At 70.4% G+C, this 24,491-nt stretch carries 28 protein-coding genes; 10 read left to right on the top strand and 18 right to left on the bottom strand.

All coding sequences use genetic code 11. From position 1 onward, the window contains the following. Positions 1-2 precede the first annotated feature (2 nt). Entirely contained in the window at positions 3-1,226 is a 1,224-nt protein-coding gene (locus E2F49_RS10465; protein ID WP_133393830.1) for a multifunctional CCA addition/repair protein, read from the top strand. Here E2F49_RS10465 and E2F49_RS10470 read toward each other — a convergent pair. The 6 genes from E2F49_RS10470 to E2F49_RS10495 form a co-directional block, all read right to left on the bottom strand. Next, complete coding sequence (locus tag E2F49_RS10470; protein WP_133393831.1) at positions 1,223-2,059, bottom strand: DUF72 domain-containing protein; 837 nt, start codon at positions 2,057-2,059, stop codon at positions 1,223-1,225. The genes E2F49_RS10465 and E2F49_RS10470 overlap by 4 nt on opposite strands. Then, entirely contained in the window at positions 2,056-2,424 is a 369-nt protein-coding gene (locus E2F49_RS10475; protein WP_133393832.1) for a bleomycin resistance protein, read from the bottom strand. The genes E2F49_RS10470 and E2F49_RS10475 overlap by 4 nt, the downstream gene beginning before the upstream one ends. A 17-nt stretch (positions 2,425-2,441) precedes the next feature. Further along, positions 2,442-3,467 (bottom strand): aminoglycoside phosphotransferase family protein, encoded by a 1,026-nt coding sequence (locus tag E2F49_RS10480; protein ID WP_133393833.1) that lies wholly within the window; start codon positions 3,465-3,467, stop codon positions 2,442-2,444. Positions 3,468-3,530: 63 nt separating this feature from the next. After that, positions 3,531-3,947 carry a VanZ family protein gene (locus tag E2F49_RS10485; protein WP_133393834.1) on the bottom strand — a complete coding sequence of 139 codons (417 nt, stop codon included), beginning with the start codon at positions 3,945-3,947 and terminating at the stop codon, positions 3,531-3,533. A 10-nt stretch (positions 3,948-3,957) separates the two neighbouring features. Continuing rightward, positions 3,958-5,142: a class I SAM-dependent methyltransferase gene (locus E2F49_RS10490; RefSeq protein ID WP_133393835.1), complete on the bottom strand. Its 1,185-nt coding sequence runs from the start codon at positions 5,140-5,142 to the stop codon at positions 3,958-3,960. A 57-nt stretch (positions 5,143-5,199) separates the two neighbouring features. After that, positions 5,200-5,613, bottom strand: coding sequence for a VOC family protein (locus E2F49_RS10495; RefSeq protein ID WP_133393836.1), 414 nt, complete (start codon positions 5,611-5,613; stop codon positions 5,200-5,202). Between the two features lie 91 nt (positions 5,614-5,704). Here E2F49_RS10495 and E2F49_RS10500 point away from each other — a divergent pair, with 91 nt between their 5' ends. Beyond that, positions 5,705-6,442, top strand: coding sequence for a pteridine reductase (locus tag E2F49_RS10500; RefSeq protein WP_133393837.1), 738 nt, complete (start codon positions 5,705-5,707; stop codon positions 6,440-6,442). Positions 6,443-6,445: 3 nt separating this feature from the next. Here E2F49_RS10500 and E2F49_RS10505 read toward each other — a convergent pair whose 3' ends face one another. The 11 genes from E2F49_RS10505 to tsaD form a co-directional block, all read right to left on the bottom strand. After that, entirely contained in the window at positions 6,446-7,279 is an 834-nt protein-coding gene (locus E2F49_RS10505) for a DUF6159 family protein (RefSeq protein WP_133393838.1), read from the bottom strand. A 109-nt stretch (positions 7,280-7,388) separates the two neighbouring features. Continuing rightward, complete coding sequence (locus E2F49_RS10510; RefSeq protein WP_133393839.1) at positions 7,389-8,651, bottom strand: glycosyltransferase; 1,263 nt, start codon at positions 8,649-8,651, stop codon at positions 7,389-7,391. Continuing rightward, a complete protein-coding gene (locus tag E2F49_RS10515) occupies positions 8,636-9,226 on the bottom strand; it encodes a hypothetical protein (protein ID WP_133393840.1) in 591 nt (196 codons plus the stop codon). Before E2F49_RS10515 ends, E2F49_RS10510 begins: the two co-directional genes overlap by 16 nt. Beyond that, entirely contained in the window at positions 9,204-10,367 is a 1,164-nt protein-coding gene (locus E2F49_RS10520; RefSeq protein ID WP_243713571.1) for a glycosyltransferase family 2 protein, read from the bottom strand. The genes E2F49_RS10515 and E2F49_RS10520 overlap by 23 nt, the downstream gene beginning before the upstream one ends. Further along, positions 10,355-11,311 (bottom strand): NAD-dependent epimerase/dehydratase family protein, encoded by a 957-nt coding sequence (locus tag E2F49_RS10525; protein ID WP_133393842.1) that lies wholly within the window; start codon positions 11,309-11,311, stop codon positions 10,355-10,357. Before E2F49_RS10525 ends, E2F49_RS10520 begins: the two co-directional genes overlap by 13 nt. Then, positions 11,296-12,165 carry an MBL fold metallo-hydrolase gene (locus E2F49_RS10530; RefSeq protein ID WP_133393843.1) on the bottom strand — a complete coding sequence of 290 codons (870 nt, stop codon included), beginning with the start codon at positions 12,163-12,165 and terminating at the stop codon, positions 11,296-11,298. The genes E2F49_RS10525 and E2F49_RS10530 overlap by 16 nt, the downstream gene beginning before the upstream one ends. A 1-nt stretch (position 12,166) precedes the next feature. Continuing rightward, the gene (locus E2F49_RS10535) at positions 12,167-13,177 is read right to left on the bottom strand and encodes a 3-oxoacyl-[acyl-carrier-protein] synthase III C-terminal domain-containing protein (RefSeq protein ID WP_133393844.1); all 1,011 of its coding nucleotides are present in this window, start codon (positions 13,175-13,177) and stop codon (positions 12,167-12,169) included. Further along, a complete protein-coding gene (folK, locus tag E2F49_RS10540; RefSeq protein WP_133393845.1) occupies positions 13,177-13,677 on the bottom strand; it encodes a 2-amino-4-hydroxy-6-hydroxymethyldihydropteridine diphosphokinase in 501 nt (166 codons plus the stop codon). Before folK ends, E2F49_RS10535 begins: the two co-directional genes overlap by 1 nt. 66 nt (positions 13,678-13,743) lie before the next feature. Continuing rightward, a complete protein-coding gene (locus tag E2F49_RS10545; RefSeq protein ID WP_133393846.1) occupies positions 13,744-15,057 on the bottom strand; it encodes a mechanosensitive ion channel family protein in 1,314 nt (437 codons plus the stop codon). A gap of 56 nt (positions 15,058-15,113) precedes the next feature. Continuing rightward, entirely contained in the window at positions 15,114-15,470 is a 357-nt protein-coding gene (gene folB, locus E2F49_RS10550) for a dihydroneopterin aldolase (RefSeq protein ID WP_133393847.1), read from the bottom strand. Positions 15,471-15,609: 139 nt separating this feature from the next. After that, the gene (tsaD, locus tag E2F49_RS10555) at positions 15,610-16,647 is read right to left on the bottom strand and encodes a tRNA (adenosine(37)-N6)-threonylcarbamoyltransferase complex transferase subunit TsaD (protein WP_133393848.1); all 1,038 of its coding nucleotides are present in this window, start codon (positions 16,645-16,647) and stop codon (positions 15,610-15,612) included. Positions 16,648-16,808: 161 nt separating this feature from the next. On the opposite strand from tsaD, the gene rpsU reads away from it, so the two are divergent. The 8 genes from rpsU to E2F49_RS10595 all read left to right on the top strand — a co-directional run bounded on the left by rpsU (position 16,809) and on the right by E2F49_RS10595 (position 23,298). After that, positions 16,809-17,024 carry a 30S ribosomal protein S21 gene (gene rpsU, locus E2F49_RS10560; protein WP_055251159.1) on the top strand — a complete coding sequence of 72 codons (216 nt, stop codon included), beginning with the start codon at positions 16,809-16,811 and terminating at the stop codon, positions 17,022-17,024. 133 nt (positions 17,025-17,157) lie between these two features. After that, positions 17,158-17,601 carry a GatB/YqeY domain-containing protein gene (locus E2F49_RS10565; RefSeq protein WP_133393849.1) on the top strand — a complete coding sequence of 148 codons (444 nt, stop codon included), beginning with the start codon at positions 17,158-17,160 and terminating at the stop codon, positions 17,599-17,601. Beyond that, positions 17,601-18,095, top strand: coding sequence for a GNAT family N-acetyltransferase (locus E2F49_RS10570; protein ID WP_133393850.1), 495 nt, complete (start codon positions 17,601-17,603; stop codon positions 18,093-18,095). Before E2F49_RS10565 ends, E2F49_RS10570 begins: the two co-directional genes overlap by 1 nt. A 107-nt stretch (positions 18,096-18,202) precedes the next feature. Then, positions 18,203-19,189, top strand: coding sequence for a YihY/virulence factor BrkB family protein (locus E2F49_RS10575; protein ID WP_133393851.1), 987 nt, complete (start codon positions 18,203-18,205; stop codon positions 19,187-19,189). A gap of 133 nt (positions 19,190-19,322) precedes the next feature. Further along, positions 19,323-21,050, top strand: coding sequence for a DNA primase (dnaG, locus tag E2F49_RS10580; RefSeq protein WP_133393852.1), 1,728 nt, complete (start codon positions 19,323-19,325; stop codon positions 21,048-21,050). A 214-nt stretch (positions 21,051-21,264) separates the two neighbouring features. Then, on the top strand, positions 21,265-21,903 hold the full coding sequence (locus tag E2F49_RS10585; protein ID WP_133393853.1) for a hypothetical protein: 639 nt from the start codon (positions 21,265-21,267) through the stop codon (positions 21,901-21,903). 21 nt (positions 21,904-21,924) lie between these two features. Further along, positions 21,925-22,671 carry a metallophosphoesterase family protein gene (locus E2F49_RS10590; RefSeq protein ID WP_133393854.1) on the top strand — a complete coding sequence of 249 codons (747 nt, stop codon included), beginning with the start codon at positions 21,925-21,927 and terminating at the stop codon, positions 22,669-22,671. A 315-nt stretch (positions 22,672-22,986) separates the two neighbouring features. Continuing rightward, entirely contained in the window at positions 22,987-23,298 is a 312-nt protein-coding gene (locus E2F49_RS10595; RefSeq protein ID WP_133393855.1) for a hypothetical protein, read from the top strand. Positions 23,299-23,561: 263 nt separating this feature from the next. Here E2F49_RS10595 and cyoE read toward each other — a convergent pair whose 3' ends face one another. Then, complete coding sequence (gene cyoE, locus E2F49_RS10600) at positions 23,562-24,491, bottom strand: heme o synthase (protein ID WP_055251148.1); 930 nt, start codon at positions 24,489-24,491, stop codon at positions 23,562-23,564.

A 24,491-nucleotide genomic window follows, 5' to 3' on the forward strand; every position in this document is an offset into this window, starting at 1 on the left:
CGATGGAGATCCATCTCGTCGGCGGCGCGGTGCGTGACCGCTTGCTCGGCCAGCCGGTCGGCGACCGCGACTGGGTCGTCGTCGGCGAGACGCAGGCGTCGATGGAAGCCGCCGGCTTCCGCGCGATCGGACTGGATTTTCCGGTGTTCCTGCATCCGCAGACGCAGGAAGAGCACGCGCTCGCACGCACCGAGCGCAAGTCCGGCCGCGGCCATCGCGGCTTCGTCGTCGACGCCGATCCGTCGGTGACGCTGGAGGACGATCTCGGCCGTCGCGACTTCACCATCAATGCGATCGCCGAAGGCGCCGACGGCAGGCTGACCGACCCGTTTGGCGGCGTGCGCGACATCGAGGCCCGCGTGCTGCGCCACGTCGGACCCGCCTTCGCCGAGGATCCCCTACGCGTGCTGCGCGCCGCGCGCTTCATGGCGCGCTTCGCGCCGCTGGGCTTCACCGTCGCCGACGGGACGATGGCGCTGATGCGCCGCATGGTCGAGGCCGGCGAACTCGAAGCGCTGACGCCCGAGCGCGTGTGGAAGGAACTCGCGCGCGCGCTCGCGTCGGCGCAGCCCTCTGCATTCGTGCGCACGCTGCACGACTGCGGCGCGCTCGCGGTCGTGCTGCCGGAGGTCGACGCGCTCTACGGCGTGCCGCAGCGCGCCGAGTTCCATCCGGAAGTCGACACCGGCGTGCATGTCGAGATGGTCGTCGACATGGCCGCGCGGCTGGCGCCCGGTGATGCGCTGATCGGTTTCGCCGCATTGACCCACGATCTGGGCAAGGCGCTGACGCCGGTCGACAGGCTGCCGCGCCACGTCGGCCACGAGCACGCCGGCATCGCCCCGCTCGAAGCGCTGTGCGCGCGGCTGAAGGTGCCGGCCGCGTACCGCGAACTTGCGATCGTCGCCTGCCGCGAACATCTCAACGTGCACCGCATCGCCGAACTGCGCGACGCGACCCTGCACGATCTGATCGCCCGCTGCGACGGCTTCCGCAAGCCGGCACGCATCGACCAGCTCGCCCTGGTCTGCGAATGCGACAAGCGCGGCTGCCTCGGCAGCGCCGACGACGCCTATCCGCAGGCCGGCATCCTGCGCCGCGGGCATGCCGCCGCGCTGGCGATCAACGCACGCGATCTGGCCAGCGAGGGCATCAGCGGACCGGCGATCGGCGAAGCGCTGCGCAAGGCGCGCATCGCGGCGATCGCGCAAACGCGCGCGAGCTAGCGGGCCGCTTCGAGCCGCTGCTGCAAGGCCATTGCCGCGGCGGGATTGCGCGCCTTCGCGGCCGAAATGAAGAACACGAAAGTGTCGCGCCGCTTCGCCGCTGCGGCGTCGCGCGCACCCACATACGGCAGATCGGCAGGCGCGTCGCCTGCCGACCATTGCAGCGCGCGCTTGGCCCAGGCATCGAGCTGCAGGCCCGGATAGCCCTGCGCGTGGTCTTCGCGGCTCGACATCAGGCGCGCGTAGACGAAGTCGCCGGTGATATCCGCGAACGACGGGTAGTCGGGCGAATCGGTGAACACCGTCGCGACGCCGCGTGCGCGGGCCAGGCGCAGCCAGGCCTCGCTCCGGAACGACGGGTGCCGGACTTCCACCGCATGTCGCAGCGGCAGGCCATCGACCTGGTCCGGCAGCAGTGCGAGAAAGGCCTCGATATCATCGGCATCGAAGCGGCGCTGCGGCGCGAACTGCCACAGCAGCGGGCCGAGCCGGTCGCCGAGTTCGCCGATGCCGCCGTCCACGAACCCTGCGATCTGCTTCGCCGTGCCGGCCAGCGCGCGTGCGCCGACGATGTGGCGTGGCGCCTTCAGCGAGAACACGAAGCCTTCGGGCGTCTCTTCGGCCCATTTCGCGTACGTCGCCGGCTTCTGCGCACCGTAGAAGGTGCCGTTGATCTCGATCGCGGTCAGATGCCGGCTGGCGTACTCCAGCTCGCGCTTCTGCACCAGACCCTTGGGATAGAAATTGTCGCGCCACGGCGCGAAGGTCCAGCCGCCGATGCCGGTGCGGATACCCTGGACGGGCTGCGGCGCATTCGCGAACAGGTCGATCATCCGGCGGCCCCGTCATCGTGCCGGGCGAAGCGCAGGCGGTTGTGGTCGGGATCGACCACCAGCATCTCGCGCGTGCCCCAGTCGGTGTCCCAGGGTGCGTGGAGGATCGGCACGCCCGCGTCTTCGAACGCACGCGCGCAGGCGTCGACGTCATCGACCTTGAAGTAGACCGCGCCGCCGACCGCGCAGTCGCCGGCGTGCCCGCTGAGGAAGATCGTCTGCCCCTCGCGCGTGAGTTGTGCGAACAGCGGCAGGCCGGCCTCGAAGCGGTGTTCCCAGTCGACCGTGAACCCGAGCGCGGCGTAGAAGGCGAGGCTGCGCGTCGCGTCGGTCATGCGCAGCTGCGGGATCACGGTCTGGGGCATGGCGGGCACCGGGACGATCAGCTCAGGAACAGGCGTGGACGCACGTGCCGGTCGAGCAACGCGGCCAGCGGCGCAAGCGCGGCGTGGAACGGCACCACCGCGTCGAGGTAGGCCAGAAAGCGCGGCACGTCGGTCAGGTATTTCGGCTTGGCATCGCGATGGTGCAGCCGCGCGAAGATGCCCATGACCTTCAGGTGGCGCTGCACGCCGGTCAGGGCGACATCGGTGCGGAAACGCTCGAGTGCCGGCACCGGCAGCCCCGCAGACGACGCGCGCGCATGCCACTGCGCCAGCCACGCATCGGCCTGCGCCTCGGGCCAGCTGTGGAAGGCATCGCGCAGCAGCGAGGCCGGGTCGTAGGCGATCGGACCGACCACCGCGTCCTGGAAATCGAGCACGGCCACGCCGCCTTCGACCGGCATCAGGTTGCGCAGCATGAAATCGCGATGCACGAAGACCTGCGGCTGGGCGAGCATCGCTGCGACGAGGTAGGCCTGCACGCTGTCCCAGCCGTCACGCTCGTCATCGGACAGGGTCACGCCCAGATGGCGGCCCAGGAACCAGTCGGGAAACAGGGCCAGCTCCCGCCGCAGCATGGCCTCGTCGTATGCCGGCAGCGCGGGCGGCGGCACGACGGCCTGCACCCGCACCAGCTGGTCGAACGCGGCGTCCATCAGCGCATCGGGCTCGAGTTGCGCCAGCGCCTGCAGGCAGGTCTCGCCGCCGAGATCCTCGAGCAGCAGGAAGCCGCGTTCGACGTCGCGCGCGAGCACGTGCGGCACGCGCACACCGTGCATTTCCAGCAGATCGCGGATCTGCAGCCAGGGCCGCACGTCCTCCAGATCGGGCGGCGAATCCATGACGATGCGCGAGATGCCCAGCGCGGTGCCACGCCAGTAGCTGCGGAAGCCGGCGTCCATGGACGCGCGATCGAGCACCAGCGTCGGGTCGCCGGTCGCCTCGCGGGCGAATGCCAGGCGGGCGTCGTCGCGGAAGCGAGTGTCCGGAGCGCTTGTGGACGTCGTGGAAGAGGCGTTGGACATGGTCGGCGCGTTGTGGGATCGATCGCGATTATCGGCCAATCGACGCCAGGCGGTGCCGCGGGTTCATCGCGGCCTGTCGACGCCGTCGATGCGTAGCAGCAGGTCGCGCATCCGGGTCAGCCGCGTCGCCAGCCCGGCGATCACGCCGAGCGTGTTGGCCAGCGCATCCGCGGGGTCCTGCATCCGCGTGTCGGTCAGCGCGCCCTGCGCGTACTCCAGTCCGATGCCCAGCAGCACCAGTCCGATGCCGGCGCCGAGCAGGGCCGGCCAGCGCGCGTACAACTGCACCGCCGATGCGGCGAGCGCGAAGTAGGCGAGGAGATGGCCGAGCTTGTCGCCGTCGGGCACGTCCGGCATCGGCACCGACGGCGCCAGTGACAGCACGACGACGATCGCGATCGCCGCGATCCACAGCCCGCTCCACCATCGCGGATGTCGCAGCGGCTTGAGCGACCGGCCGAAGCGCGGGCGTCGCGTCATGCAGGCAGGTTCACAGACGGTGGCTCATGTCGCCGATCAGGAAGGCGTGATCGAAGTCGACATCCTTCGCGAATCCGATCGCCTGGAAGGCCTCGCCCATCTCGCCCGGCAGGGTGAGTCGCTTGGCCTGCTGGCGCAGCGCGTAGCGCGCGGCTTCGTCGGCAGCGCGTTCCTCGTGCGCGGCGAGCCGCTGTTCGAGCCGGTTGCCCAGCAGCAGCGAGGTCTGGTTGCAGTAGCCGGCGAAGTCGAAGCCGGCATGGGTGCCGGCCTCGGCGAGCGCGGTGAAGTCCACCGACGCGGTGAGGTCCTGCAGCCCCGGCAGCGCGAACACGTCGCCGGTGACCTGGTGGCGATGGAAGGCGCGCAGCGTGCCGGCGTCGCGGTCGTCGCGGTAGAACTCGCGACGCGTGTAGCCGTAATCGATGAACAGCATCGCGCCACGGGTCAGGCCGCCGGCCACCGCCTGCACCCAGTACGGCAGCTGCGGCAGCAGTTCGGAGCGGTAGCCATCGGGCAGTGGCGCGCCGCGCTGCTGCTCGACATGACGCACGGCCGAGCCCAGCAGCGCGTCGGCCGGATGGAGGGTGCGGCCGAAGCCGTCGCCGTCGCGGGTGACGTACTCCTCGTAGACCTCGCCCTCGCCGATCACGAAGCGTGGCGTCGGCAAGGCATCGATGACCTCGTTGGCGAACAGCACGCCTTGCCAGTCGCCCGGCATCGGCCCGTCGACCCATTCGACGCGCGCGAACAGATCCGCCGGCAGGCGCTGTTGCAGATGCGTGCGCTGGCGATCGCGCAGATCGGCACTCGGCTCGAGGATCGCGTAACGCGCCGGCACGGCGCCGAGCGCTGCGAGATGCGCCAGCGCATCGCCGGCGAACGCACCGCTGCCGCCGCCGATCTCGAAGAACTGCGCATCACGCCCGATCTGCTGCAGCACCGGAGCCACCGCCTCGGCGATGCATTCGGCGAACAGCGGCCCGAGCTCGGGCGCGGTGACGAAATCACCGGCGGCGCCGAATTTCGCCGCGCCCGCGCTGTAGTAGCCCAGACCAGGCGCATACAGCGCCAGCTCCATGAACTTCCAGAACGGAATCGCGCCGCCGGCGTCCTCGATCTGCGCATGGATCAGCGCGCGCAGCTCGGCGCTGTGGGCGAGTGCGTCCTCGGACGGAGACGGGGCGGCAACGGACATCGGGTGTTCTCGGAAAGTGCGACGCCCAGAATACGCGAGGCGTCCGCAACGCCCGCGTCAGCGCCGGCCTTTGAGCTCCACGACATTGCCTTCTGGATCGGCGAAGCGCAGCGAGTCGCCGTCGCCCCGGGCGCCGTAGTTCGATTCGGCCGGGCCTTCGGGGGCGACGCCGTGCGCGGCGAGGTGCGCGATCAGCGCAGCTTCGTCGAAAGGCGCGATGCGCAGGCAGACGTGGTCGACGTCGCGGGCGCCGGGATCGGGCGCCGCGCCGCCGCGCAGGCCGAGCCGCCCAGCGGTGTGCACCAGATCGATCATCGAGCTGCCGGCGCGCAGATGGACCATGCCGAGGTCGTCGCGGCGGCGGGCGATGTGGCAACCGACGACGTCGACGTAGAACGCGACCGCGCGCTCCAGATCGCGGACGCGCAGCACGACGTGATCGATCGCATCGATGGCGTAAGGCATGGTCATGCCGGTCTCCTGCAGCGCACGTCCGGTGCGCCCACGCGACGAGCTTAGCGCCGCTGGCGTAAGGTGGCGGCCTGCCGATCCGTGACGCCCCATGCCCGATCCCAACGCCGCGCCCGTCGCCCTCGTCACCGGTGCCGCCCGCCGCATCGGCGCGGCCATCGCGCGCCGGCTGCATGCCGACGGCTACGTGCTCGCCCTGCACTGCCACCGCTCGCGCGGCGAGGCCGACGCGCTCGCCGCCGAGCTGGATGCCGCGCGTCCGGACAGCACCTGCGTGCTGCAGGCCGACCTCGCCGACGCCGCCGCGTTGCCGGCCCTGGTCGCGGCCACGGTCGCGCGCTTCGGCCGGCTCGACGCGCTGGTCAACAACGCGGCCGCGTTCGCGCCGACGCCACTGGAGACGACCGACGCCGCCGCATTCGACGCGCTGATGGCCACCAATGCCCGTGCGCCCTTCCTGCTGGCGCAGGCGGCGGCGCCGCAGCTGCGCGCCACGCACGGTGCGATCGTCAACATCGGCGATCTGTATGCCGAACGCCCGCGCGCCGACCTCGTCGCCTACGCTGCGTCGAAGGCCGCGCTGCTCGGCCTGACCCGCGGCCTCGCGATCGCGCTGGCGCCCGAGGTGCGGGTCAATGCGGTCTCGCCCGGCGCGATCCTGTGGCCCGAGGACGGCGCCGACCCCGCCGTGCAGGCGCGGATTCTCGAAGCGACGCCGTTGGCACGGCTCGGCAGCGCCGGGGAAATCGCCGATGCGGTGGCGTGGCTGCTGCGCGGCGGCTTCACCACCGGCGAGGTGCTGCGCCTCGACGGTGGCCGCTCGCTGTAGGCCTCAGCGCCTGGGTTCGAACGCGTGCGCGAGCTGCGCGCCGGTGAAGCCCGCCGGCACCTCGTGCGAGATCGCATAGCGGTACAGCGCCGCGGAGTAGATGCCGGTCAACGCGGCCTGGTAGACGCCCAGCAGCAGCACGCCGAGCGCGCAGACCACGCCGATGGCGATGCCCAGCACGACCGAGGTCTGCAGGGCGATGAAGGTCAGGCCGACGCCGATCAGCACCGCCAGCATCGTCAACAGGCCGAACGCCGCGCCGATGCCCACGTTGCCGATCGCGTTCTCGCCCCAGGTGCGCTTGAGCAGGCCCACGCTCTGCTTGAGCGCGTCGATCGGGCCGACGTCGCGGCTGACCAGCACCGGCACCACCAGGAAGGTCGCCAGCGTCCACGCCGCACCGAGGCCGCTGCCGAGCAGGCGCACGAGGAAGTTGTTCTCCTTGTGCTTGAGCGACTGCAGCAGCACGCCGACGGTCGCGGCGATCGCCGCATAGCCCAGGATCGCCGGCAGCCGGCGCTTCGCCGCGGTCAGGCCGTCGGACAGCGTGGGGTCGCCGCCGTCGAGGCGGATCATCGCCGCGCCGACCAGCGCCGAGTTGAAGAACACGATCACCGTGTACTGGCAGAAGTAGAAGACGAAGGCGAGCAGCAGGCCGGCGACGCCGATGCCGTGCTCGAAGACGCGCAGCGCGAACAGCGGCAGCACGAAGGTCGCGAGCACCGCCAGCGTGGCCAGCCCCGAGAGCATCGGGAACAGCATCAGCTCCTTGTCCGAGCGCAGCACCGCGGCGCTCGCCTTCACCAGATCCCAGCTCCGCGACAGCTTGTCGAACATGTTCGGCACTCTCCGTAAGTAGCGCGACGCCGGCACGCGGGCGTCGAGCGGATGATGGTGCGCGCCGGGCGCGCCGCCCAGTGACAGACGTCACTTCCTGCCTCGGGCACTACCTCGACGTGTCGTCGGCGACCAACGTGACCAACGGATGCGTGGCGACCGTCGCGCGCACCGCGGCCTGCAGCGCGGGCAGCCCCGCGAACAGGGCCGGCTCGGCGAAGGCGCGGCGTACCGCGGGCTCCAGCCCGGCGGGGTCGCGCAGCCACAGGGCGGCGCGCGCGTGCTGCAGGCGCGCGGCGTGGTCGAACTGGTCGTAGTCCTGCGGACAGACGATCGCCGGACGTGCCGCGGCCAAGCACTGGTAGAGGATGCCGGCACCACCGTGGTGCACCACCAGGTCGTAGCGGTGCACCCAGCGCGCGTAGTCGACGTAGGCCAGTCGCTGGTGGTTGCCAAGGTGCGCGTGGTGCGCGGCCGCGGCGTCGCCGTCGGTGAAATGGAATTCGATGTCCGGCATCGCCACGGCCAGCGCGCGCAGGCGCGCGTCGAACGCGTCTTTGGCCCATCGCAGATGGGTGCCCAGCGTCACCAGCACGTGCCGGCGGCCCGCGACGAACCGGGGCGCGGCGCGCGGCGTCAGCCAGGGCGTGTCCTCCCCCAATGCAGGCAGCCGCGGGCCGATGAAGCGCAGCGCCGGCGGCCAGGTGCGCGGAAACTCGAGCGCCTCGACGCCCAGCGCGAGAATCTGTCCCGGCGAATAGACCGCCTCGCTGCCGTCGCGCCGATACAGCCGCGGCAGGCCGAGTGCCGCCATGCGCGTGCGATGGACGCGATGCACGCAGCGTTTGAAGACACGTGTCGCGATGCGCGCCAGTGCGTGCCGCAGTCGCGTGCCGGCATGTGTGCCCGGCGACAGCCCGCCCATGTAGGCCGGCGGACCGTCGGAGGCTTCGAGCACGCACGGCGACGGCAGACTGGTCCACCAGCGGATGCCGAGCGCCCGCGCGACCGCGCCGGCTGCCGGCACGGTGAAGTCGGCGATGACCAGGTCGGGACGCGTGTCCGGCCGGGCGTACAGCGCCCGCAGGGCATCGGCGAATCGCGCCATGACATCGAGCGCGGCGCGCAGCTGCCGGTGCATGCGCAGCGGATGGTTGCGCACCGCGTGACGCGGATCGGAAATGGCGTCGAGCGTGCGTTCGGCATCCGCATCCAGCAGCGGCACACCCACCAGTCCGGCGCGCGCCACCTGCGCCATCGCCGAAGGCGTCGACAGCACGCGCACCTCATGCGCACGCGCGAGTTCGCAGGCCATCGCCAGCACCGGATGCAGGTGGCCGCTGTAGGGCGGCGCGATCAGGTCGATGCGCATGGCGTCGCCCGGATGAAGGCCTCGCACAGCCGCAGCACCTCGGGCTGGCGCAGGTAGTCCATATGGCCGGCATCGACGCGCTGCACCGGCCCGCGCCAGCCCGAGCGCGAGATCCAGTCGGTGCGGCCCTGCACGCACAGCAGGCGCGCGACCTCGGGTGCGCGCCGCGCCACCGGCCCGTAGGCGAACACGTGCAGACGCGCGCGCAGCTCGACCGGCAGCTGCAGATTGGCCAGCAGTTCGAGTCCGCAGCTGCCGGCGAGCACGACGGTCCCGCCGGGACCGTCGAGTGCTTCCACCACCGATGTACGGTGATGGCGTGCAAAGACGGCGCGACGCGAACCGAGGTAGTCGTGCGCATTGCGGAACGCCGCCAGCGGCAGCGCGACCGGTACATGGCCTGCGCGTGGCGTCACATAGGGAAAATTGCGGTCGACCATCGCGCGGCCCGGTCCCGCCAGCGCGTCGAGGAATGCCTGCTGCTGAGCACTCAGACCGCAGCGCGCGGGATCGCTGCGTCCGGTGAGGAACGCGATGCGGACGGGCGCGGGATCAGACGGCACGGAAGCCCCCATCGGCCCGCACGCGATAGCGTCGGCTGCGCCAGCGGATCGTGCGCACGTAGCACGCATGCAGCAGGTGCAGCGGCTGCAGCAGTTCCGACCATACCGACAGCACCGGGCGCTGCGGCGCTGGCGCGCCGAGTGCGTCCTGCAGCATCCAGGGCACCCCCGCCCGCAGCATGAGCACTCCGGCGACGCTGGTCAGGCCGCCCCAGTCCGGCTGCAGCACCAGCCCCACGCCCATCGCCCACAGCAGCAGCGGCGGCAGGCCGTGCAGCACGCCGATGGTCAGGCGCATCGACACCGGCTGCCGGCGCAGCAGCAAGGTCGCGAACAGCATCCAGCGATGCATCTGGCGGACGTAGTGCGCCGCATCGTCGACGCTGGTGCGCACGCGGACCGGCGCGATGGTCTGCGCGATGCGACCGCCGTGCGCGCGTACGTGGTCGGCCATCGCCAGGTCGTCGGCGAGCGCATGCAGCAACGGCGCGAACCCGCCCAGCGCGCGCAGCCGACCGGTGCGCAGCGCGTAGCACATGCCGTTGATCGACACCGGCGGCGCCAACGCCAGCGGCGCCAGATACGTCAGCGCGGCGTTGTCGTTGACGAACTGCGCGAGCAGGCGCCCGGGCAGGCGCTCACCCGCGGCGACATAGCCCGGCAACGCGGTGGCGATGTCGGCCCGGTCGAGTGCCGACACCAGCCGCGCAAGCGCGTCGGCCGACAGCGTCGCGTCGTCATCCAGCACGAGGCAGACGGGCGCGTCGACCTGTGGCAGCGCGCGATCGAGCTTGAAGGTCTTGGGATTCGTGCCATCCGGCGCCGGCGGATTCTCATGGACCCGGATCGCGACCTGCGGGTGCGCGGCGCGCAGACGCGCGACCGCCCAGCGTCCGGCCGCATCGTCGGTGTCGACGAGCCAGTGGAACTGCGCCTGCGGCAGTGCCGCCAGCGTGGCGCCGAGCACGTCGGGCAGGCGCGGATCGCCACCGAGGATCGGTTGCAGCACGGCGACATCGCGCATGCGAACCGCGTCGTGATCCACCGGCGCGGCCTGCTGGCGGCGGAGTTCGCGCCACGCACACAGCGCGCGCACCGCCAGCAGCACGGCATACGCGCCGGCGCACCACGTGGCGACGCTCAGCCCGCCCACTGCGCCCGCTGCCAGGCGACGAAATCGTCGATACCGGTGGCGATCGACACGCTTGGCGGGCCGAGGTCGGCGAGCATGCGCGCCGGGTCAAAGGTCTTGGAATAGGCGAACACGCCGACACCGAAGCGAGTCAGCGGTGGCTCGCCGCGCAGGCGCAAGCCCCGCCACAGCCATTCGGCAACGGTTGCCATGCGCAACGCCGCGCCGATGCGCACCCGGCGCGTGGGCGGCGGCAGGTCCAGGCGCGCCAGCACGTCGAGCAGCAGCGCCTGGATGTCGACCGGCTGCGCGTTGGTCAGGTTGTAGCTGTCGGCCGGCCGGTCCATCGTCGCCACGCGCAGCAGGTAGTCCGATAGCGTGTCGATCTGGATCAGATCGCCGATCACCGGCCGGTCCTGTCCGGTGAACAGCGGCAGCGCGCCGCGACGCGCGGCTTCGAGGATGCGCGGGAACAGCACCGTGTCGCCGACGCCGAACACCGCGCGCGGCCGCACGATGACGTGCTCGCCCGGATAGTCGCGCACCAGCCGCTCGCCGGCGTACTTGGTCTGCGCATAGGTGTTGACGAAATCCGGGCCGACCGGACTGTCCTCGCGCAGGCCGAGCTGGTGCGCCTCGCGGTAGAACACCGAGCTCGAGGACAGATAGACCAGGCGCGGCAGCCCGTTGCGGCGGCAGAACTCGATGACGTGACGCGTGGCGTCCACGTTCTGCGCGGTGTATTCGGCGCGCGTGCCCCATGGCGACGAACGCGCGGCTGCGTGGATCACTACGTCCGGGCGCACCGGCAGATCGAAGGGGCGGCTGAGATCGCAGCGGATGTAGCCCGGCAGCTCCGTCTCGCGTCGTCCGGTGCCGGTCATCTGCAGGTCCGCGCGGCCGGCGTGGCGACGCAGGAACGCGCCACCGACGAAGCCCGACGCGCCGGTCACGAGGATGCGCATGCACGACCTCCAGGCTCGTGCGCACTGCGATACGCGGCGATGCTCTCGCGGCAATGCGAAGGCACGATCGCGACCTCGGGCGCGGTCGTCGTCAACCGGTGCAGGCGCTCGACGGTCCGCACGTAGGCCGGCCAGTCGTGCGTGACCAGCCGCGCCGGCCAGGTCGGCAGACGATGCTCGCGGAACGTGCGGTGCGACCAGCAGGCGTCGGCACACAGCAGGACGCTGCGATCGTGGGTATCGCGCAGGCACAGGCCGAGCTGGCGCGGCGCGTGGCCCGGCAACGCGACCGCGAACAGACTGCCGTCGCCGAACAGGTCGATGCCGTCGCCCAGCGCGGTCCACGGTGCCGGCAGTGCGCGCGCCACGCCGTCGCCCGCATACCGCACGCGCGCGTCGAACGTGTCGGGCAGCAGGGCCGGCAGCCAGCCGTTGCGCAGACCGGTGAGGCGCGACATCGCGCGCATCGCGTCGAGGTCCTCGCGCATGCACACAAAGCGCGCATTCGGCAGGTCGCGCAGCCCTGCGATGTGGTCGGCGTGGAAATGCGAGACCACGCACCAGCGGATGTCGGACGGCTGCAGTCCGTGCGCGGCGAGCTGCACGTCCAGCCGCTGCGCCGGCGGCAGCTCGACCGGCGTCGCCCAGCGGTACAGGCGTTCGGGAAATCCCTGCGTCGCGTCCATGAAATGCGGCGCGTAGCCGGTGTCGTAGAGGATCGCGCCTTCGGTCGGGTGCACGATCAGCGCGACCATGGACGGGAACGCGACGTTGCGCCAGGTGCCACCGGCCAGCGTGACGCGCTCGCAGTGGCGGCACTGTCCGACCTCGAGCAGGGTCAGCGCGACGCGCATGTCAGTAGCGCAACACCGCGCCGCCCAGCGACAGGCCGGCGCCGGTGCCGAGCAGCAGGCAGGTCTGTCCGCGCTGCAGGCGGCCGCTGTCGATCGCGTGATGCAGCGCGTGCGGCAGCGAGGCCGCGACCTGGTTGCCGTGCCGCCCGAGGATGCGCACGGTGCGCGCGTCCGGCAGACGCAGCGCGCGCACGATCCGGTCGAGTCCGCCGCCCGAGGCCTGGTGCGGCACCACGCAGTCGATGTCGCCCAGCGCGAGGCCCGCCGTGTCGAGCAGTTGCGCGAGCAGCCGCGGCATATGGCGGCCTGCGGCGCGGAACGTCGCGGGGCCATCCATTTCGAAGCGGTAGGCGTCGCGGTCGTCGTTGCGCGGATCGCCGGGCGCGATGCGCGTGCCGCCGCCGCGGATGCGGCAGGCCTCGGCGTGGTCGGCGCGGGTTTCCATGCGCCAGGCCAGCAGTGCCGACGCATCGCCCGCCTCGGCCGCGCCCAGCACCGCGGCCGCGGCGCCGTCACCGAACAGCGGCGCGGTCATCGGATCGTCGGCGCGCAGGCCGCGCGAGGGCACTTCACTGGCGACGACGAGCACGCGGCGCCAGCGGCCGGTGGCGATCGCCGCGGCGACCAGATCCAGCGCGACCAGAAAGCCGAGGCAGGTCGCATTGAGGTCGAACGCCGGAATGCCCGACGCCCCCAGCCCCAACGCGCGTTGCACCAGCGCGGCCTGGCAGGGAATCGGCTGCTCCATGACCGCGCAGGTCGAGACGATGGCATCGAGATCACGTCCGTCGAGGCCCGCGGCGTGCAGCGCGGCCTCGGCCGCACGCGCCGCCATCGCCGACGCGGTCTCGTCGTCGGCCGCCACGCCGCGCTCGGTCACGCCGGTCGCGGCTTCACTGCTGCCGGGCGGCAGACCCAGCCGTGTGTCGAAGTCGGTCGATGCGACGCGGTGCGCCGGATGGTGGCAGCCGGTGCCGAGAATCCGCAGCGCAGGCGCGCCGGCGTCCCGCATCAGGCGGCCGCCACGTCGAGTCCGTCGACCCGCGCGAACGCCGCGCGGCGATCGGGATGCGCATCCCACAGTGCCGCCAGCGTCGCGCCTTCGACCGGGTGTCGCCAGTCCGGCACGATCTCCGCCGCCGGTCGCAGCACGAAGGCATGGCGCAACTCGTCGCGGGGAATCCGCAGGTTGCCCGCACCGCTCAGCACCGCGTCGTCGAACAGCACGATGTCGATGTCGAGCGTGCGGTCACCGAAGCGCGGGCCGCTGCGGTCGCGGCCGTGCGCATCTTCCAGCGCATGCAGCCAGGTATTGAGCGCTCCGGCATCGAGATCGGTGCGCACCGTGGCCGCGGCGTTGAGGAAATCCGGCCCCGAGTAGCCCACCGCGGGAAAGCGGTAGACCGCGGACACCACGACGTCCTCGAACCGCGCGCGCAGGGCGGCGATCGCGCTGCGCAGATGCGTTTCGGGCTCGACGTTGCTGCCGAGGCTCAGCAGGGCGATGGACATGGCGCGCTCCGGTGGGGGCGCCATGATCGCCGATTGCCCCGCATTCGCGCGAGGCGTCAGGTGAGGTCAGCCGGCGTCGAGCGCCGGCATCGGCGGTGCGGCCCGCTGCAGCGCTGCAGGCGTCGCATCGGCACCCGGCGCCGGGTGCAGGCGCACGTCCAGCGGGGCGTCGCTGTGCGCCTGGAACACGCGCAACCCGAACTCCGGCAGGATCGCCAGCATGTGGTCGAAGATGTCCGACTGGATGCCCTCGTAGACGCTCCAGGCCGTGCTCGACGTAAACGCCCAGATCTCCAGCGGCAGGCCCATCTCGGTGGGCTGCTGCTGGCGCACCAGCATCGTCAGATCCTGGTTGATGCCGGGGTGGTTGCGCAGGTAGTGCTCGACGTAGGCGCGGAACGTGCCCAAGTTTGTGACCCGGCGCTGGTTGACCGGCTCGGCGCCGGCTTCGGCTAAGCGCGCGTTCCAGTTCTGCAGTTCCTGCTCTTTCCTGTCGAGGTAACCGTCGAGCAGGCTGAAGCGCCGGAAGCGCTCGATCTCCTCGGGTTCCAGGAAGCGCACGCTGTGCTGGTCGAGGTGCAGCGCACGCTTGATGCGGCGGCCGCCGCCTTCGGACATGTGGCGCCAGTTCTTGAAGCTGTCGCTGACCAGCTTCTTGGTCGGCACCGTGGTGACGGTGCGGTCCCAGTTGCGCACCGTGACGGTGTGCAGCGCGATGTCGATGACGTCGCCGTCGGCGTTCTGGCCGGGCATCTCGATCCAGTCACCCACGCGCACGCGGCCGTCGTTGCTGATCTGCACGCTGGCCACCAGCGACAGGATGGTGTCCTGGAAGATCAGCATCAGCACTGCGGTCATCGCGCCCAGGCCGGTGACGATGTGCAGGAACTCCGCGCCGATCAGCGTGGCGACGGCCGAAATGCCGACCAGCACGAACATGATGATCTTGGCGACCTGGAAATAACCCTTGATCGGCTTGTTGCGCGCCTCGGGGCGTCGCTCATAGCCGCGGTTGATGGCGTCGAGCGCCTTCGACACGGCGAGCGCGATGGTCACCACGACGAACACCTGGCACAGCGCCTTGACCACGGTCACCAGCTGCGGCGGCAGATCCGGCACGATCGAAATGCCGGCCGAGATCACCAGCGCCGGCACCACATTGGCCAGGCGCGGAATGATCTGCAGACGCACTTCGTGGTCGTGCTCCGCGCCGCCGAGCGGCGTGCGCATCAGGACACGTTTGAGCCCGCGCACCAGCACGCGCTTGGTGACGAAGTTGGCCAGCCAGGCCAGTACGAGCAGTGCGCACAGCACCGTGACGGTATAGGCCCAGGGATATGGGGCGAGGATGTCCTGGAGCTGTTCGAGCTGCTGCTGCATCGTGCGGGAATCTCCTGTTCCGGCGCCGGAAATGGCGCGGCCAGGCTTCGCGTCGATCAGGCCCGGCGTGTACGTTCGATGGATACGCCGACCGCGCGTGCACCACGCACCGCGCCCGGCTTGCTGAGCTTCAATCGTACCCGTTCGACCTTGAACTCCTCGATCACGATCGCCGCGCAACGCTCCGCGAGCGTTTCGACGAGACCGAATTCCGACGCCGACACGTAGTCGATCAGACGCTTGCTGACGGCCTTGTAATCGAGAGTATGGGCAATGTCGTCGCTGGCCGCGGGCACGCGGTTGTCGAACGCCATTTCCAGATCGAACACCAGCGGCTGGCGGATGCGCCGCTCCCAGTCGTAGATGCCGATCAGCGCCTCGATCTCGAGGCCTTCGATGAAGACGTGGTCCATGGGGAGCCGTGATTGGGGATTCGTGATGGGTGATTTGAAACAGCAACGGCAACAGCTTAGCCCGTCGATCCGCGTGGAAACATCACGCTCGCGACCGTGCGCTCCTACGCATCACCAATCACCAATCACCAATTACCAATTACACGGCCGCCGCCACCGGCGGCAGCGACGCCATATCCCAGCGCGGCACCACGTGCACTGCGGCGTCGCCGTGCTGCCCGGCCTCCAGACGCAGCGCGCCGGCGAACGCGATCATCGCGCCGTTGTCGGTGCACAGCGCCGGACGCGGGAAACACACGCGGCCGCCGCGACGCTGCGCGTCGGCGCGCAGCTTCTCGCGCAGACGCGTGTTCGCACCGACGCCGCCGGCGACGACCAGCGTGTCGCAACCGGTCGCATCCAGCGCGCGCGCGCACTTGATGGCCAGCGTGTCGACCACCGCGTCCTCGAAGCCGCGGGCGATGTCGGCCTTCGTCGCATCGCTCTGGTCGCTGCCGCGCCAGGCCAGCAGCACCTGGGTCTTCAGGCCGCTGAAACTGAAATCCAGGCCCGGACGCGTGGTCATCGGCCGCGGAAAATTGAATACGCCGGGCGTGCCGGTCTGCGCCAGCGCCGCGAGCTGCGGGCCACCCGGATATGGCAGACCCATCAGCTTGGCGGTCTTGTCGAAGGCCTCGCCCGCGGCATCGTCGAGCGTCTCGCCGAGCAGCCGGTAGACGCCGATCGCATCGACCGCGACCAGCTGCGTGTGGCCACCTGAGACCAGCAGCGCAACGAAGGGCGCGTCCGGCGGATCGTCCTCCATCAGCGGCGCCAGCAGATGGCCTTCCATGTGGTGCACGCCGATCGCCGGCACGTCCAGCGCCCAGGCCAGCGAGCGTGCGACGCCGGCGCCCACCAGCAGCGCGCCCACCAGGCCGGGGCCGGCGGTATAGGCCACGCCGTCGAGATCGCGCGTCGACAGGCCGGCCTCGGCCAGGGTCTGGCGGATCAGCGGCAGGAGTTTGCGCACGTGGTCGCGGCTGGCGAGTTCGGGCACCACGCCGCCGTACTCGGCGTGCAGCGCGATCTGGCTGTAGACCGCGTGCGCACGCAGGCCCGCCGCGCCGCCGGCCGCGGTGTCGTAGACGGCCACGCCGGTCTCGTCGCAGGAGGTTTCGATGCCGAGGACTTTCATGGCGGGACCTTTCGAAGCGGGCGGACACCCGGCGACTTGCACCGGCCGTCGGGAGGCGGCTATGATACGCGGCTCACCGGGACCTCGTGCCCGGCACACCCAGAATTCGCTAAGCGTCGATCCGGCCCGATCAGGTCGGGTTTCAGATCCCCGGAGATTTCATGCCCAGCGTCAAAGTCCGCGAAAACGAGCCCTTCGAGTTTGCGCTGCGTCGTTTCAAGCGCACCTGCGAGAAGGCAGGCGTGCTCGCCGAAACCCGCAAGCGCGAGTTCTACGAGAAGCCGACCCAGGAGCGCAAGCGCAAGGCCGCTGCCGCTGTGAAGCGTCAGTCGCGTCGCGTCTCGCGCGACGTCACCAAGCGCAAGCGCCTGTACTGATCGGCGCGCGCCGGACAGCCGTCCGGTTAGATCGTTTGATGATGCGAAAGCCGGCAGCGCTCTGCGCCGCCGGCTTTTTGTCGTTCCCGTGATGCCGGGCATCGCGGCCACCCGTTCCGATGGAGATCGATCCATGTCCCTGAAGCTCCGACTCACCGACGACATGAAGGCCGCGATGAAGGGCGGCGACAAGCACACGCTGGGCGTGGTGCGCCTGATGCTGGCCTCGGTGAAGCAGCGCGAAGTCGACGAGCGCGTCGAGCTCGACGACGCCGCCGTGCTGGCAGTGCTGGAGAAGATGGTCAAGCAGCGCCGCGACTCGGTGAGCCAGTACGAAGCGGCCGCCCGCGAGGATCTGGCCCAGGTCGAGCGCGACGAGATCGTCGTCATCGAGCGCTACCTGCCCGAGAAGCTCGGCGAGGCCGAGATCCTGGCCGCGATCGAAGCCGCCAAGGCGCAGACCGGCGCCGCCGGCCCGGCCGACATCGGCAAGCTGATGGGCGTGCTCAAGCCGCAGCTGGCCGGCAAGGCCGACATGGGCGTGGTCTCGCGCCTGGTGAAGCAGTCGCTGGGCTGATGCCCGCCGACGGCCTCGTGCTGCGCCCGGCACGTCGGGACGACGTGCCGCTGGTGCTGGCGCTGATCCGCGAACTGGCGGATTACGAGAAGCTCGCCGATGCCGTCGTCGCCGACGAGGCGCTGCTCGCCGCGTCGCTGTTCGGCGATGCGCCCGCAGCCGAAGTCGTGATCGCCGAAGCCGATTGCGCGCCCGCCGGTTTTGCGTTGTTCTTCCACACCTATTCGACCTTCCTCGGGCGCCGCGGCCTGTATCTGGAAGACCTGTTCGTGCGGCCCGCGTTCCGCAGCCGTGGCATCGGCCTGGCGCTGATGCGGCATCTGGCCGCGCTCGCGGTCGCGCGCGACTGCGGGCGCTTCGAGTGGACCGTGCTCGACTGGAACGCGCCGGCGATCGGCTTTTACCGCGCACTCGGCGCGCAGCCGCAGGACGGCTGGACGGTGCAGCGCGTCGAAGGCGCGGCGCTGCATGCGCTCGCGCGCGACGCGGGCTGATTCCCCGTCCGCGTTCGTCACGTCGGGCTACGGCCCGATGCATAAGGTGACGGCAACGCCGCAAGGACGCATGCGTCCGCGAAGACGGCCTGACGACGACGCCACGCATGACCACATCGCCACAGGATCTGCCCGACCCGGATGCTCCGGTCCGCCACACGCGCTGGGGGCGGCTGCGCACCCGCGTCGACAAGGGCGTGGAGAAGTTCGAGGACAGCCTGCCCGCCGCGCTGGTCAAGCGTTTCGTCGATGCGGACCTGCTGACCCAGGCTGCTTCGCTGTCGTTCTACACGCTGGTCTCGCTGGCCCCGCTGCTGATCCTGGTGCTCTGGATCACCGCGTCGCTGTATCCCGCAGCGCAGGAGGCCCTGCTCGAGCAGATCTCCGAACTGGCCGGCGAAGGTGCGATGACCGTCGCCGATACCGTGATCCAGAACGCCAACGAGCAGCCCGACGTAGGCTCGCTGGCCGGCATCTGGAGCACGCTGCTGCTGTTCGTCGGTGCCACGGTCGTGTTCGCGCAGCTGCAGGGCACCTTGAACCTGATCTTCCGCACCGACGGCGACCGCATTCCCGGCGGGCTGATGGCGTTCCTGCGCAAGCGCGTGTTCTCGGCCGGCGTGGTGTTCGCGCTGGGCTTCCTGGTGCTGGTGTCGACGCTGATGACCACCGCGGTGGAGGTGATCTTCGCCAACGTGCCGTCGATCCTGCCGTTCCTCGGCAATACGCTGATGCTGGTGATCTACTCGCTGGCCTTCGCCCTGCTCTACCACTACCTGCCCGACCGCCGCGTGCGCTGGCGTCAGGCGCTGTTCGGCGGCGTGGTGACCTCGGTGCTGTTCGTCGTGGGCCGCTGGGGCATCGGCCTGTACATCACCCACGCCGCGCCCGGCAGCGCCTACGGCTCGTTCGGCACGCTGGTGATCCTGCTGATCTGGATGTACTACGCCGCGACGATCTTCTTCGTCGGCGCCCTGCTGACGGCGGTCATCGACGAGCGCATCCGCCGCGCGTCGGTCTCGCGCGCATTGCAGCAGCGCGCCGAACGGCAGGCGGCCGCACTCGCCAAATCGCCGCCGCCCACGGCGCCCTGACGGATCGTCGATGCGGGATCGCGGGCCGCGCATGGCATCCTAGCGCCCGCATGATCCGCGTCGTTTCCGCCCCATTCCTTCGTGTCCGCGCCGCGCGTGCGGCGGCGCGCGCGCGCCCGTGGGACGCCTGCTGATGGCCCGCATCCCCGACGCCTTCATCGACGATCTGCTGGCGCGCACCGACATCGTCGAGGTGATCAACGCGCGCGTGCCGCTCAAGCGCCAGGGCAAGGAGTACGCGTCGCGCTGCCCCTTCCATGACGAGCGCTCGGCGAGCTTCACCGTCTCGCCGACCAAGCAGTTCTATCACTGCTTCGGCTGCGGGGCGCACGGCACGGCCATCAGCTTCCTGATGAATTACGACCGCCTCGAGTTCCTCGATGCAGTCGACGAGCTGGCCAAGCGCGCGGGCATGGAAATCCCGCGCGATACCCAGCAGCGCGAGGCGCGGCCCGACAGCGCCCCGATGTACGACGCGCTCGATGCCGCATCGCGCTTCTTCGTGCGCGCACTCGCCGGCAACGACGGCGCCCGCGCCTATCTCGACGGCCGCGGGCTGGACGGCGCGATCCGCGACACCTTCGCCATCGGCTATGCGCCGGACGGCTTCTCCTCGCTCAAGGACGCGCTGGGCAAGGACGACCCGCGTCGCATCGCGGTGCTCGAGAAGGTCGGGCTGCTGTCGAAGAACGACCGCGGCCACAGCTACGACAAGTTCCGCGACCGGGTGATCTTCCCCATCCACGACCGCCGCGGCCGGGTGATCGCATTCGGCGGACGCGTGCTCAAGCCCGAGGATTCGCCCAAGTACCTCAACTCGCCCGAGACGCCGCTGTTCCACAAGGGCCGCGAACTCTACGGCCTGTGGCAGGTGCGCCAGGCCAACCAGAAGATCGAGCGGCTGGTCGTGGTCGAGGGTTACATGGACGTGGTCTCGCTGTTCCAGTTCGGTGTGCCGCAGGCGGTCGCGACCCTGGGCACGGCGACCACGCCCGACCATGCCGAGCTGCTGTTCCGCAACGCGCCCGACGTGTTCTTCTGCTTCGACGGCGACGCCGCCGGTCGCCGCGCGGCGACGCGCGCGATGGAATCGGTGCTGCCGCGCATGCGCGACGGTCGCCAGGCGTTCTTCCTGTTCCTGCCCGACGGCGAGGACCCGGACACCATCGTGCGCACCGAGGGCGCCGCCGGTTTCGAGGCGCGCCTGGCGCAGGCCACGCCGCTGTCGACGTTCTTCTTCGACACGCTGGGCGAGGGCATCAACCTGTCGACGCTCGACGGCAAGGCGCGGCTGGCCGAGCGCGCAAAGCCGATGCTGGGACAGATTCCCGACGGCGCCTTCGCCGATCTGATGCGCCAGCGCCTGTCCGAACTCACCGGAATCGGCGCCGCCAACCCGGCCGCGCAGCCTGCGGCGCCGCGCATGCAGCGTGGCGGGCGCGGTGCACCGCCGCCCAAGCGCAGCCTCGTGCGCCACGCGATCGCCCTGCTGCTGCAGAAGCCCGGCCTCGCCGCCGGGCTGCCGCCGCCCTATCCCTTCGTCGCCCTGCGCCAGCCGGGCATCGAGCTGCTGACCGAACTCATCGCGATCGGCAGCGTGCGTCCGGACATCACCACCGGCGTGCTGCTGTCACAGTTCGACGAGCGCGAGGAGGCGCCGGCGCTGCGCAAGCTGGCGATGCAGGCACTGGCCGGCGACGAGGTGTCGTGGGCGCAGGAATTGCGCGACGTGATCGGCCAGCTCGACCGCCAGGTGCTGCAGCAGCGGATCGACGACCTGCTGGGCCAGCAGCGAGAGGGCACGCTCGACGCGGCCGGCAAGCAGATGCTGCGCGACCTGCTGGCGCAAAGCGCACGGTGATGGAATGTAAGCGTTTTCAGATACATAGCGCTTACTTCGCACTGACGATTCTTTAACCTTCACGCTGTTCTGATCGGCTTCAGGGGGATCGACCGGCACGGCCGGCGCATCTGCGTCTCCGACCTGTCCTTCCAGCACCGCATGCTTCGCCGAGTCCGCGCAGACGGGTCCGGCGCGGTGCCCCGTCCTTTCCTTCCCCGACAGGTCTTCCGCCATGTTCCGTTCCCACCGCCTTCCGTCCGCGCGCCGCCTCGGCGCCGGCCTCGCACTGTCCGCCACGCTCGCACTGTCCGCCTGCGCGAAGATCGACACCCCGCCCGCGCTGGCCAAGCCGTTGCACATCGACCTCGCCGCGCCCGTTGCCGAACAGGTGGATCTGGCCTGGCCGCAAACCAACGGCGTGCTGGCCGCCGAGCACACCATCGCCCAGTCGCGCGAGGTCACCCTGCGCCTGCCCAATGGCCAACAGATCCTGGTGCCGGCCGATCGCGTGGTGTTCGAACAGACCGGCGGCATGCTCACCGGGGTCAACATCCAGCCGGTCGGCGGCGCCCTCGATCACCCCGAGGCGGTCGCGCAGACCCGCAAGCTGCTCGACGACAACCGGCTGCTCGACGCGTCGCTGTCGCGCACGCTCGACGGCTGGGCGGTTGCCGGCGACGCGCAGCAGACCACGCGCGTGACCATCCGCGACGTCGACGTCGAAGTCGCGCTGACGCCCGGCCAGAAAAACGGATGGCAGGCCACGCTCGATTTCGAACCGCGCGCCTGCGAGATGCCGGCCGGTCTCGACGGCGATCCGGATGCCTGCCTGATGGCCACGCCGACCCCGGCGGTCGTCGCCGGCGGCTGATCGCACCTGCGGCGCCGCGTCGTGCGACTCGGCGTGGTGTCCGACATCCACGGCAATCTCGCCGCGCTCGAAGCGGTGGCCGACGCGCTGGCGTCGGCCGGTGTCGATGCCATCGTCAATCTCGGCGACTGTGTCTCCGGCCCGCTGTTGCCGGCCGAGACCGCGCGGTGGCTGATGCACGTCGGCTGGCCGACGATTGCCGGCAACCACGAACGGCAACTGCTCGCGCTGCGTGACCGCGGCGTGGGCGAGAGCGCGTCGGACCGCTTCGCCGCGGCGCGGCTCGATGCCGACGCCTGGCACTGGATCGCGCGCCTGCCGCCGGTGCTGCAACTGCGCGAGGGCCCGCTGCTGTGCCACGGCACGCCCGACAGCGATCTGGCGCCACTCGCGCATGCGATCGAACAGGCGCGGATGGTGGCGGACACGCCGGCACGCATCGCGACGCGCCTGCCCGACATCGACGCGCCGGTGATCGCCTGCGGTCACACGCATCTGCCTGTCGCCATGCGGCTCGAAGATGGCCGGCTGGTCGTCAATCCGGGCAGCGTCGGCCTGCAGGCCTTTCGGGAAACACGCGGCACCCCGTATGTCGTGGAAGCGGGTTCGCCCCATGCGCGCTACGCCGTCCTGACCCGCGACGCCCACGGCTGGCGGGCCGACCTGCAGCACGTTGCCTACGACTTCGAATCGATGGCGCACCTGGCCGAGCGTCACGGTGCGCCGGACTGGGCGCACGCACTGCGCAACGGCCTCGCGCCCGCATGAGTCCGCACGATGGACGGACGGCGGGATCCGGTGGACGCTGCTGCGCAGCGTCACGTCCGGCGTAGGATGCGTGCAGATCCGCCCGGAAGGCGCGGATCGAACCCGGCGCGGAACCGTGTTCCGTCGCCGCCCCGACGCGTTACCAGCGGAGCACGACGATGGCCAAAGGCCTCGACAAGAAGAAAGAGACCAAGAAGAAGCCGGTCAAGACCCTGAAGGAAAAGCGCGCCGAAAAGGCCACAAAGAAGGCCTGAGGGCACATCTCCGGTGCGCTGGCCGGCGCACCGGAGTCTTCGCGGATGCGCCCGACACTCAATGAACATTCCCGATGACCAGATGACGCCCGAGGCGCTTGGGCGCTCGGCCTGCAGGCAAGCCGCATGCTGTGCGCGGGCGAGTTCTCCGCCTTGGCCGACCAGTTCGGATATGCCCTCGCGTTCGGACGCGAACCGGCCGTCGCGATACACGAAGATCTTCTCGCCAGCCTGGCGGACCTGGGCGCATCTTCGCTGGATGACACAGCCGGGCCTGTCCCGTCGGTGCGCTTTCGCCGAGAACGATGCCGGGCTGATCGCGGTCATCGAGCAGACCTTGCCGGCGGACAATGCGCGTGAGGTCCTGCTCTAGCTCGTGGTGATCGGAGACGGCGCGGAGCACTTCCTTTCGCTGGAGCAGATCAGTGCCGTTCGGTGACGATGCGTCCGCACGCGGTATCTCACACAACGTGCAAGCCGCGAATCGTGCGCGCATCGGGAAGCGCCAAGGCTGCCACGCGACGCTCGCTGGATGCAGAGGCGTCTCAACGCGCTTCCCCCCGCTGATTTCACGGTGGCCAACCTCGGGGAACTCCGGTGCAGCGCAAGGACGCACGGCCCCGGCAGCGCGATGCGTCAGCCGACGCGCTGCCAGTCCAGCCCGCCGGCGGCACCGGCGCCCGGCAGCCACGGCATCAGCCAGTGGTCGATCAGCAGGAACGCGAACAGCGCCATCAGGTAGACGACGGAGTAGTTGAACATCCGCATCGGAAAGAAGTCGTCCGGCGGGTCGAACATGCGCCACGCGTACCAGAGGAACACCAGACCCAGCACGACCGCGCCGCCCAGATAGAACACCCCGCTCATGCCGATCGCGACCGGCAGCAGGGTGATCACCACCAGCAGCACCGTGTAGACCAGGATCGACCAGCGCGTGTAGGCCACGCCGTGCGTGACCGGCAGCATCGGCACCAGCGCGCGGGCGTAATCGTCGCGGCGGAAGATCGCGAGCGCCCAGAAGTGCGGCGGCGTCCACACGAAGATGATCAGCACCAGCAGCAGCGCGTGCGCCCAGTCCCAAGCGCCCTGCATGTTGGTCACCGCGGCCCATCCCAGCAGCGGCGGCGCGGCGCCGGCGACGCCGCCGATGACGATGTTCTGCGGCGTCGCGCGCTTGAGCCAGCCGGTGTAGATCACCGCGTAGCCGATCAGCGAGGCGAAGGTCAGCACTGCGGTCAGCGTGTTCACCAGCAGCACCAGGATCGCCATCGACAGCGCACCCAGCGCGAGCGCGAACACCAGCACCTGCACCGGCCGCAGCGCGCCGGTCGCCAGCGGCCGGTGCGCGGTGCGCGCCATGACCTTGTCGATGCGCTGGTCGATCAGATGGTTGATCGCCGCCGCCGATGCCGCCGCCAGCCAGATGCCCAGCAGGCCGAACACGCTTTCCCGCCACGGTGGCAGTCCCGGCACTGCCAGGAACATGCCCACCAGCGCGGTGAACACGATCAGCGAGACGACGCGCGGCTTGGTCAGCGTCCAGTATTCGCGGGCCTTGAACGCCAT

The sequence above is a fragment of the Luteimonas terrae genome, from assembly GCF_004358165.1.
Lineage (GTDB): Bacteria > Pseudomonadota > Gammaproteobacteria > Xanthomonadales > Xanthomonadaceae > Luteimonas > Luteimonas terrae.

What these genes read in the sequence shown, in the direction of transcription:
- E2F49_RS10465 (WP_133393830.1), top strand. Translation starts at nt 3, where the DNA reads ATGGAGATCCATCTCGTCGGCGGCGCGGTGCGTGACCGCTTGCTCGGC.
- E2F49_RS10470 (WP_133393831.1), bottom strand. Translation starts at nt 2,059, where the DNA reads ATGATCGACCTGTTCGCGAATGCGCCGCAGCCCGTCCAGGGTATCCGC.
- E2F49_RS10475 (WP_133393832.1), bottom strand. Translation starts at nt 2,424, where the DNA reads ATGCCCCAGACCGTGATCCCGCAGCTGCGCATGACCGACGCGACGCGC.
- E2F49_RS10480 (WP_133393833.1), bottom strand. Translation starts at nt 3,467, where the DNA reads ATGTCCAACGCCTCTTCCACGACGTCCACAAGCGCTCCGGACACTCGC.
- E2F49_RS10485 (WP_133393834.1), bottom strand. Translation starts at nt 3,947, where the DNA reads ATGACGCGACGCCCGCGCTTCGGCCGGTCGCTCAAGCCGCTGCGACAT.
- E2F49_RS10490 (WP_133393835.1), bottom strand. Translation starts at nt 5,142, where the DNA reads ATGTCCGTTGCCGCCCCGTCTCCGTCCGAGGACGCACTCGCCCACAGC.
- E2F49_RS10495 (WP_133393836.1), bottom strand. Translation starts at nt 5,613, where the DNA reads ATGACCATGCCTTACGCCATCGATGCGATCGATCACGTCGTGCTGCGC.
- E2F49_RS10500 (WP_133393837.1), top strand. Translation starts at nt 5,705, where the DNA reads ATGCCCGATCCCAACGCCGCGCCCGTCGCCCTCGTCACCGGTGCCGCC.
- E2F49_RS10505 (WP_133393838.1), bottom strand. Translation starts at nt 7,279, where the DNA reads ATGTTCGACAAGCTGTCGCGGAGCTGGGATCTGGTGAAGGCGAGCGCC.
- E2F49_RS10510 (WP_133393839.1), bottom strand. Translation starts at nt 8,651, where the DNA reads ATGCGCATCGACCTGATCGCGCCGCCCTACAGCGGCCACCTGCATCCG.
- E2F49_RS10515 (WP_133393840.1), bottom strand. Translation starts at nt 9,226, where the DNA reads ATGGGGGCTTCCGTGCCGTCTGATCCCGCGCCCGTCCGCATCGCGTTC.
- E2F49_RS10525 (WP_133393842.1), bottom strand. Translation starts at nt 11,311, where the DNA reads ATGCGCATCCTCGTGACCGGCGCGTCGGGCTTCGTCGGTGGCGCGTTC.
- E2F49_RS10530 (WP_133393843.1), bottom strand. Translation starts at nt 12,165, where the DNA reads ATGCGCGTCGCGCTGACCCTGCTCGAGGTCGGACAGTGCCGCCACTGC.
- E2F49_RS10535 (WP_133393844.1), bottom strand. Translation starts at nt 13,177, where the DNA reads ATGCGGGACGCCGGCGCGCCTGCGCTGCGGATTCTCGGCACCGGCTGC.
- folK (WP_133393845.1), bottom strand. Translation starts at nt 13,677, where the DNA reads ATGTCCATCGCCCTGCTGAGCCTCGGCAGCAACGTCGAGCCCGAAACG.
- E2F49_RS10545 (WP_133393846.1), bottom strand. Translation starts at nt 15,057, where the DNA reads ATGCAGCAGCAGCTCGAACAGCTCCAGGACATCCTCGCCCCATATCCC.
- folB (WP_133393847.1), bottom strand. Translation starts at nt 15,470, where the DNA reads ATGGACCACGTCTTCATCGAAGGCCTCGAGATCGAGGCGCTGATCGGC.
- tsaD (WP_133393848.1), bottom strand. Translation starts at nt 16,647, where the DNA reads ATGAAAGTCCTCGGCATCGAAACCTCCTGCGACGAGACCGGCGTGGCC.
- rpsU (WP_055251159.1), top strand. Translation starts at nt 16,809, where the DNA reads ATGCCCAGCGTCAAAGTCCGCGAAAACGAGCCCTTCGAGTTTGCGCTG.
- E2F49_RS10565 (WP_133393849.1), top strand. Translation starts at nt 17,158, where the DNA reads ATGTCCCTGAAGCTCCGACTCACCGACGACATGAAGGCCGCGATGAAG.
- E2F49_RS10570 (WP_133393850.1), top strand. Translation starts at nt 17,601, where the DNA reads ATGCCCGCCGACGGCCTCGTGCTGCGCCCGGCACGTCGGGACGACGTG.
- E2F49_RS10575 (WP_133393851.1), top strand. Translation starts at nt 18,203, where the DNA reads ATGACCACATCGCCACAGGATCTGCCCGACCCGGATGCTCCGGTCCGC.
- dnaG (WP_133393852.1), top strand. Translation starts at nt 19,323, where the DNA reads ATGGCCCGCATCCCCGACGCCTTCATCGACGATCTGCTGGCGCGCACC.
- E2F49_RS10585 (WP_133393853.1), top strand. Translation starts at nt 21,265, where the DNA reads ATGTTCCGTTCCCACCGCCTTCCGTCCGCGCGCCGCCTCGGCGCCGGC.
- E2F49_RS10595 (WP_133393855.1), top strand. Translation starts at nt 22,987, where the DNA reads ATGAACATTCCCGATGACCAGATGACGCCCGAGGCGCTTGGGCGCTCG.
- cyoE (WP_055251148.1), bottom strand. Translation starts at nt 24,491, where the DNA reads ATGGCGTTCAAGGCCCGCGAATACTGGACGCTGACCAAGCCGCGCGTC.